This is a genomic window from Brevibacillus laterosporus, from assembly GCA_007833815.1.
In the GTDB taxonomy this organism is placed as follows: Bacteria; Bacillota; Bacilli; order Brevibacillales; family Brevibacillaceae; genus Brevibacillus_B; species Brevibacillus_B laterosporus_D.
In genome coordinates, this window is sequence record CP033463.1 from 1 (window position 1) to 8,531 (window position 8,531).

5 protein-coding genes and 2 pseudogenes are annotated in these 8,531 nt (G+C 36.0%); all 7 read right to left on the reverse strand.

What is annotated here, in order from left to right:
- Positions 1-1,985: 1,985 nt before the first annotated feature.
- The 7 genes and pseudogenes from EEL30_01135 to EEL30_01165 all read right to left on the reverse strand — a co-directional run bounded on the left by EEL30_01135 (position 1,986) and on the right by EEL30_01165 (position 8,531).
- Entirely contained in the window at positions 1,986-2,138 is a 153-nt protein-coding gene (locus EEL30_01135; protein ID QDX91119.1) for a DUF3967 domain-containing protein, read from the reverse strand.
- A 65-nt stretch (positions 2,139-2,203) separates the two neighbouring features.
- Positions 2,204-2,540, reverse strand: a pseudogene (locus tag EEL30_01140) (MerR family transcriptional regulator).
- Positions 2,541-3,202: 662 nt separating this feature from the next.
- Positions 3,203-3,598 carry a hypothetical protein gene (locus EEL30_01145; protein ID QDX91120.1) on the reverse strand — a complete coding sequence of 132 codons (396 nt, stop codon included), beginning with the start codon at positions 3,596-3,598 and terminating at the stop codon, positions 3,203-3,205.
- Positions 3,599-3,609: 11 nt separating this feature from the next.
- Entirely contained in the window at positions 3,610-4,098 is a 489-nt protein-coding gene (locus tag EEL30_01150) for an aspartyl-phosphate phosphatase Spo0E family protein (GenBank protein QDX91121.1), read from the reverse strand.
- A 212-nt stretch (positions 4,099-4,310) separates the two neighbouring features.
- Positions 4,311-5,707, reverse strand: a pseudogene (locus EEL30_01155) (DNA-binding protein).
- A 729-nt stretch (positions 5,708-6,436) separates the two neighbouring features.
- Positions 6,437-7,195: a hypothetical protein gene (locus tag EEL30_01160; protein QDX91122.1), complete on the reverse strand. Its 759-nt coding sequence runs from the start codon at positions 7,193-7,195 to the stop codon at positions 6,437-6,439.
- Between the two features lie 520 nt (positions 7,196-7,715).
- Complete coding sequence (locus tag EEL30_01165; protein ID QDX91123.1) at positions 7,716-8,531, reverse strand: protein Rep; 816 nt, start codon at positions 8,529-8,531, stop codon at positions 7,716-7,718.

Here is an 8,531-nt window from a genome sequence, read left to right on the forward strand (position 1 = left end):
TATTCAATTTTCACCTCTTCTTTTTGTCTATTTTTTTGGCTCCTTTTTTGTTTCATTTTTTTCATAAGGAAAAATGGCTATACCCCTTGACACTACTGCATTTAAGGGCGATTATCTCCAACTTTTTGCGGTCTGATGTGTGACGTAAATCAAGTCTAATAAAGAAAACTCACTTCGCTCGCCAAAACCTCAAAACCTTTTAAAGATTAAAAACCATCATACTACGAACGAATGTTTCCGCAAACCTCACAAAACCTAACTTTTAGATTTTTTGTATTGCAGGTTTAAACCCTCCTTTGATAGACTGTACGTAATTGAAACGGGTGGTCTTACCTAAAAAGGGTAGACTGCTCCCTATATGTGAAGAGTCACCCTCGACCGACCAAGTCATTTTAGGGGTGGCTTTTCTTGTTTATTAAGTCTAGCAAATGTTTTCTGTATTTCAAACTATGTTTTTTTGATAGAAAATCCCCCTACCATTTCGTAGGAGGTTTTTTATTTACTCTCTCAAATATAGATACTATTTAAACCGTCTCTATTGCCCCTGTAATCGTTTCTTTTATTATAACACATACAAACTATCAAGTTAATATAAAAAACGCACCTTGACCCCTTAGAATCGGTTACATAGTGCGTTGTAGGGTATAATAGTATTTCGCCAACCTACTTTATCTATTCTCCCGTAATAGTTTCCACCATGACCTACGCTAGATTAAATTGGGCTAATAGGGCACGTCCGACTTTAAGTGGGTTGCCAGAACGCCAGAAGCCGTGTTACAGCCTCCTCTGTATGCTGGGTATAGGTTCAATTCAAAAGATGCTAATTGCACGATCCGAGCCACCTTGTGGACTCTCTCGCACCTCAACATAGCAAGTTTTAATGTCATTCCTCCCCCCTATCTTTCACGTTCGCGTTTCTTAAAATTAACCCAACTATCGGTTATCACCTCACGAAGAACAGCAGTTGTGCTTACGTTTAGTAACGAACAAGCATATCAACGTGATCCCATATATAATCGGTAGAACAAGACTCCTTTCTTGTAATACCAATGCTTTTACGTCCTGCCTTCGATCGACTAGAACGCAAATTCTCATTCTCTTTCTCAAGTTCTTTTAATCTATCAAGCAACTTTTTCATTTCTACATCTTTTATTTTTGCATCTTCTATTTCTATTTCTGCATCATAATTAAATTCTGCTTCAACTTCTTTTTCTACATCGTTTTCTATTTCCAGAACTTTTCTAATTCCGCATCAAATTCACTTCTGATGTATATTTATTTCTGATGTTTTTTATTTTTTGCTTCTTTCTTTTTGCTTCTTTCTTCTTTTATTTCTGCTACTTTTTCTGGCTCTTTTTCCAAGATCAGTCCAGAATCATTTCCGAGGCTTTTTGATAACAGATTTGGAATATTTTCATTCTTTTGGTCGTAAAAGTCAAAGTACCATCGCAAATTGATATTTTACCTCATAATCTTTTTTGCGGACGTAACAATTAAAGTTGTTTTTCCATTTTTGATACCTCCAATAAATGATACTTTTATTATATTATTAATGATGTAAAATGTAAATACACCTTTTTTTGAATCATTAATTATTTTTACATCTTATAATTAAAAGTACCTTTACTTAAATGAGGTATTTAATCCTCCCCCTAACATGAAAAGAAGCCCGACGCGCCCCTAAGGTTCGGTTCGGTCTTCCTCAGTGCATGCTATAGAGATCATTCTTTACATAAGGTGGGTGCATCAGATTAAAGATTATTATAATCTATTCTTTATCCCGTGCGCCAATGGATAAAATAGTCCTCTTTGATCCACAAAGTCAGTTGTAATTCCTTGTTTACCATAGCTTTTCATAGATGGAGGTTACTAGGTTTACTACTAGGTTTACTACCACCTTACTACTTGGTTTGCTACCCCCTTCATGAAAAACACCCCCTTAGACAAAACGAAGAAGCTCCTCCGGTCTTTAGAGGCTCAGTCCTTTATTTTGATAGGTGGGGGGCTTTCTTCATTTCCAAATTGATACCATTTTTTTTTGGCTGCTCTTGTGCTACAGCTATTAACTTTTTGGTCTCCATTATTTCATTGAGAGACTGCATTAAGCGTTCATCACGCAATTTCAATGCGTTCTCTATATATCATCCCGTTTTTGTAGTTGATCGAGTAACGCCTGTGAACGCCTTTTGCTGTTCCATGTACTCTATGAACTTGTTTCTATTTCTAAAAGACGCTCATTGGAACCCCTATTTGTGTGAAGAACGCTTGTCTGCACTTCATCCGTTCCTAACTGGCTAGAATACATGGTATATACGGCTTTTGAAGCGTTCTCCATGCTCATTTTTTTATCCAGAAAATCCTTCATCGTTCGGAACGCTATGAGATCGCGTTCCCTATAAGCACGCCTGTCGTTCTCATCACGAATAATGCAGTATCCTTGACCTTCTAAACGTAATGACCATTTTCGCAAGGCACTTGTTGATATACCAAGCAATTCAGCTACATCGTTGCCCAATAATCCGTTCAAAGCCATTATCCATAGCGCTTCACCTCGCTAAAAGCTTCTAGCAAGGAATTGGAAAATCCTTTGTCGGAATTTGAAATGAAACATGTTGAGCAGCTGGCGAATTCTTGGACTTTTTTTCTCAAAAAGACGAACGATTTTAACCTGGCTTGTTGATCACTCAAAATACGAAAAGAAAACTCGATGGACGAAAAATGACCAAAATGAACAAAATAACTTTACAAATACTTACTATGTAGAATGTTTTTGTAATTATAAAGGATGGAAAGAAAGTCTGCTTTTCACTTACATAAGGGGATGATTCTATAAAAAACTTTATTAACAGTAGTTCTACTATTTTATCCTTTTATTCGATTAACATGATTCCAGACTTGTCCTTCTGGATACGAAGCATCTTATTATTATCGCGATAATGGTTTCTTTAAAATTACCAGATTTAATTTTTAAGAGAAAATGAAGTTTAGAATGCAAAAAAACCTAAACCTTATAAGGGTTAGATTTTCTTGTTTAAATAATACTTTTTAGTCTGTGTTAGGGTCTACTTCAACAATATCAGTGTCTTTACCCTCAGTTAAAACTTTAGAACCCATGTTATCTTCCACGCCATTTCTTGCTTTGCTTTTGTTGGGAATTTAATCCACTTTACTTTTAGTGAACTTTTTATTTGTACATCTCCAGTTATACTATTTGCTCCAATGCAGTAATCATTGCTAGTAAAGGAGCGTATAACAGATCGGGAATCTTACTCTTTTTCAATAGTAATCCAATAGCAGAGCTTCCCCCAGCTATAGCAGTAACTATTTGTTTTTTCGTATAAGTTTGATTGAAACTGTACTCAGAATCCCAATCAGAGGAAGCTTTAGGGCTTATATGCATAAGAGATGAAATGGCACGTTGGTTATGATGATTCTCAGATAAAAAAGACGGATTGCTAGAAGCAAATACAGAAGTAGTCATACTTGTAGCAACCATAGCAGTAATAACGCCTATAGCTAATTCTTTCTCATACAATGAACACTTCCTTTGTTTTTTAGCTTTGATAGTCCTACGTTTATTATTAAGTAAGATGCTCATAGCTTCTTCCTTCAGTTCAAGTCGCTGTGTAGACCAATGATGTTTAATTCTTGTTTTCGTAATATCTTTGCTGGGTCTTTCGAGTTCAATTCTTGATAAGAGTCACCCATACCAACACAATGAAACCTCCTAGCGTCTTCATGGAATAGCTGAAAAACGGCATTTATATCCCAACCCAACAGGGTTCCGTAGGTTTCCGTACAGCGTATTCTTTGACAGCTACATTTCGTAAGTCGAATTTTTTGAATAGCAACAATGTACTCATCTAGTTGTTGGCTCATCTGCAATACTTCTGGATGTAGAAAGGAACCTTTTTTGAAAAATAATTGCACTAACTTATGTCGTAAGGATTCTGTTTTTCGTTGTAAATCGCAATCGTTTTGTGATAAAGTGATGGCACAATTTTGTAACTCGGACGTTCCTTTACTGTTGGTTAGAGGAATGTCCTTTTCTATTTCATAATCATGATTTTTAATATCAACCTCCCTCCTTAATTCCATAATTTTACTAATTCGACTATATACCATTCTTCCAAAAAACCGACATTCAAGAAATTGGAAGAAAAAAAAGCACCTTCTTTTTTTAGAAAGTGCTTGGTTAATATAAAGTTAGGTTCCTACTCCATGATTATATGTAATCAATTTAACCACCTACTCCATGTTCATATTGAATCACTTTTGATTCAGCTATTTCTATATGCCCACCCAAACCACTAAACAATCCAAAGACCATTACCAGCGAAAGAAAAAGACTTTCATCATATCTTACCTCCTCCATTATTTTCTTAAATTCTTTATCTGTTCCTCTGTTGCATGATATCTATATGCTTCAAATAGTGTCATGCATCGTATAAAATCCTTTTGACTGTTCATAACAGTAGATAAATTTAGGCATCGAATGGTGTTTATTATGCCATTTTCAAAACATTCGTTCCGAAAATTATAGGCAGCCAAATGATACCTAAATCGAAGATGTCGATCTACATTAATTGGATCGTGATAGTCGTCGAAACAAACAATCTCTTCTGAAAAACGATCTAATATGTTATCTATCAAAAAACCATGCTTATTGGCTGATTCTACAATTGTCACTAAACCAGACAATATCTCTTTAGGATCGCTTCAAGAAATTAATGTAGTCGGAGAGAATACTGGTATCTCCTATCAGTATATCCAAGGTAAACAAATTTGCTGTAGCCCATATTCTAAACTTTTGAACCTCGCCTTGTCCTACTTCATCAAGAAATGGAACCAACTAAGATCGGCATAGCCAGAAACAAATTCCTTTGCCTCTTCATATAACCCTTGTTTTTCCAAGGATACTGATTTTAATAAGTAACCTTGCCCATAGTATACAACCAAATGTCGTTCTGTTTTAGATGATTCGACTTTCTTATTGCTTCTTTGTTTGTTTAATTCATTTCGATAAATCAGAGTAGCCAATTCTCTTAATTCGTCCGCGTATTTCTCACTTCTTTCCACTTATGTAAAGTAAAACACGCATTAGCAAGTTGTAGCAATGCATCTAATTGGTCAATTTCGGAAAGTCTTTTCCAATAGGATTCAAACCTAACAACTGCATTCCAATTTTCCTCAGCATTTGTACCTGTAAGGCTCGAAACAAACGATATTGACTCATGATAAAACGCTCTGAATAACTATTCTTTTCACTCTCGATTACTAATTGATAAAGTAGATTGACTCTTTCTGCTTCCCCTTTTGGAATAACTCTTCTGCCACAAAAAAATGATATCTATGTTTTTAGGATTCTCTAGCAATCTAGAAACAACAGGCTTAATACAATCATGCCTTCCTACTTCTACACAACGTATCAAATAAGGACGCAATCTTCTCTGGATACTCTTTCCCTTTGGAAAACACTCTTCTAGATATAGATCATACAGCCAGCCAGAAGGCTCTCCAAAAGCCTTAGCTATAGAATCCAAATGACCAATAGTTAACGCCCTTAAACCATTAAAAAACCGCTCAAATGTCCATTGTTGATATCAGTTAGTTCACTCAATTTACTAATTGTGTAGTTATACGATCTCATACAACTTTCAATTTCCGACCTTATGGATCGAACAACTACTTGATTACTCCCAATCACAAAAACCCTCCTTTTTTTAACAAAATTTTATATTTTATTAATATTTTACAATTAAATGGAATTTATTACTAGTCGCTATTGAGTTGAGTTGTTTGAGTTTGTTTTGTGAATGTAGTACTCTGCGTTACCATTCAAAAACTATTTGGGAACTTTTTTTACGGAAGACTACCATGCGGTCTAGCGCTGGCGTTTATGAAGGTTTTGCCCCCCCCTCCCCTTATCTGGTACTCACAAGTACGAGGGTAAACGTTACTAATGCAGGATAAGGAACGTAGCCTTTTCGGTACACAAATAGTAGTCAAAGCCTACTAGATCAATTGTTTAAATGGTCACAGCAGAGGACACAAACCAACCTAAATTTCAAAATGATAGACACGAACACAGCATGAAGTCGATAAATACGGCATTTATAAATGGCACAGCAGATCCACTCGACCTACTAGACAATAAAAAAACCTGCACTCATTCCCAACGGAAATAGATACAGGTCTTTTAATTTGTACATCGCTCTAATAGTCTAGCTTATTCATTTGGGAATAGACATATCACCTAAGTCGTATCGTAAAATCTTCTTCTAGGGTGAGGCTCTGGAAGAGTTCAGCCCTATGTCGTTACCAGCACATCGATTCTAGATGTAAAATACCCCCCGTATACAATAGATTTACTGTTAGGAGAAGTTTCAACAAAAAAAACCCCCGCCTTATACCAGCAGGAGTTTTTACGCTTTAATTACTCAGCCTTTGCTTCAGAGTGCTTCCGAATGTTTTCCATTTCTTCTAGCAACTCCTGTAGCAGTTTATTCACTGTATCAGCATCATCCGCATCAGCCGCTACTTTAATCTGTTCGATGATATTTTCTTTTACGACAGCCTTCATAACGCCCAGTTTTTCCATTTCTTCATCAGCTTGTTCTTGAGTTAACGTACCATTCTTCACCTGTTCATTAATTTTATCTAGCTTTTTCTCCATTTCTTCGATCTTTTTCTTGGTTTCTTCATCCCATTCCCCTGATTCAGTGGTCACAACAACCTCTAGCTTTTTCTTGGTTTCTTCATCCAATTCCCCAACAAGCTTCTCACCTGATTCAGAAGTCGTCTCATTAGCTGTACCATCAAATTTTACGACTTCTGTGACTTGGCTTAGGTTAATGACTTTTACACCAAGCTTCTCATTAGCTTGTTCTTGAGTTAACGTACCATTCTTCACTTGTTCATTAATTTCATCTATCTCTTTCTTAGCTTCTTCATCCAATTTAAATAGCTTCTGAAAATCGTCAGATAGATCGGGATTGTATTTATTGATAATTTTCATTAATTCTTGTTGATTGGACAGTCTATCTTCAAGGGTAAAGTATGGCGAGTGTTGATGAAAGCCTCGCTCTACTTTTGTTTCATTTACATTTGCATTCGTTGCCGCAAAAGCCGCAGTTGGTGCAAAAACTGCTAGTGCTAACGCCCCAATCATCCATTTTGATGCTTTTTTATTCATTAGAATCAAACTCCCTCATAGTTAATTTTCGCAATAAGTGTTGTTTTAAAGGTACATAAAGTGAAATTCATATGTTCATGTCCTTCGTTGTTTATAATTTATCAGTTCAAACTGGAGTTTATATGGAGTTAAACTGGAGTTTATATGGAGTTTAGAAACTCTATCGGGAGCGAGTCGTAAAAAGTCAATTAACTAGAGTGTTTTTCTAAAATCCTGATTTATCAACTGTACTGTTTACAAGGCTTTTTCACCTATAAAAATTGTATCGTCCTATAACAAAAGTGGCTGTTTACATGTGTTCTAACAGGGTTTGGGAACCCCAAAAATTGAAAAATAATGGCTCGCTGCGAGCAACATTTGTGAATCAAATCTCCTGATTGGGCTGTATTTTTCGATACTCAATGTTAATCTGGCACAAGGTTTTCTTATAAGATTTCATAAAGAAACAAAAAAAGACAGGTTTCACCCTGTCTAAATCCAGTAAAATTAGATATAATAAGCAATAACATTTTGGCTGTGCTTAGTTTAATCTAAAATCACTGTTGGGTGTTAGATTAAACTCTATATCTATAATATTACCGTAGTGTTCACTGGTGTAGGAGCTAGTGAACACTCTTTTTTTGTCTGCTACATTGGTATCTACATTCAAACGATTCTGTCTTAAAAATTGTGCTATCTCCCAAGGATTGGTTACCACTACTGGCTTTATCATGTTCTTGCTTGTCGTGTAGCATTTTTTATTTATCATCCGAATGTCCGCTTCTGCCTTGGTCATGTACTTGGAAATATAAGCCCCTACGTTGTCTACATGCTCGATTGCATTGATTTTTACGTATCCTTGTCCCCATATCTCATATAACTTTTTCTTAGGAACATAAGGAAGGTCTGACATCATGTGATAGTGTACCGCTCCACGCCCTTGGAACTCTGTTACGACTATGTATCTAAATTTACCGTACTTGCGTCTCATTCGCTGTATAAACTGTTTAAAATCCTTCTGTGCTGTCTCTACATCCGTCATGTTTTCTTCATATGTAAGAGTGATAAATTTAGAATATCGGTCAAAATTGGCATTCACGAGATTGATTACTTCCCGTCTGGCTCGCTTATTCGATCTAGCTCTACTATCCAAAGACTTGTCCAACATTTTGTCCCGTTCATTGTCTATAGCTTTATCTAGATCGGCAACCATTTCGTCCGTTAACGTCTCTTCTTCTACTGCCAGTACTTGTCTATGTCTAATAAATCCACTGTAAACAGGTTTTTCATATCTACGCAAACGGATGATATCACCTGCTATCACCAGTCGCATATTGGAACATTTATGCTTGGTCAT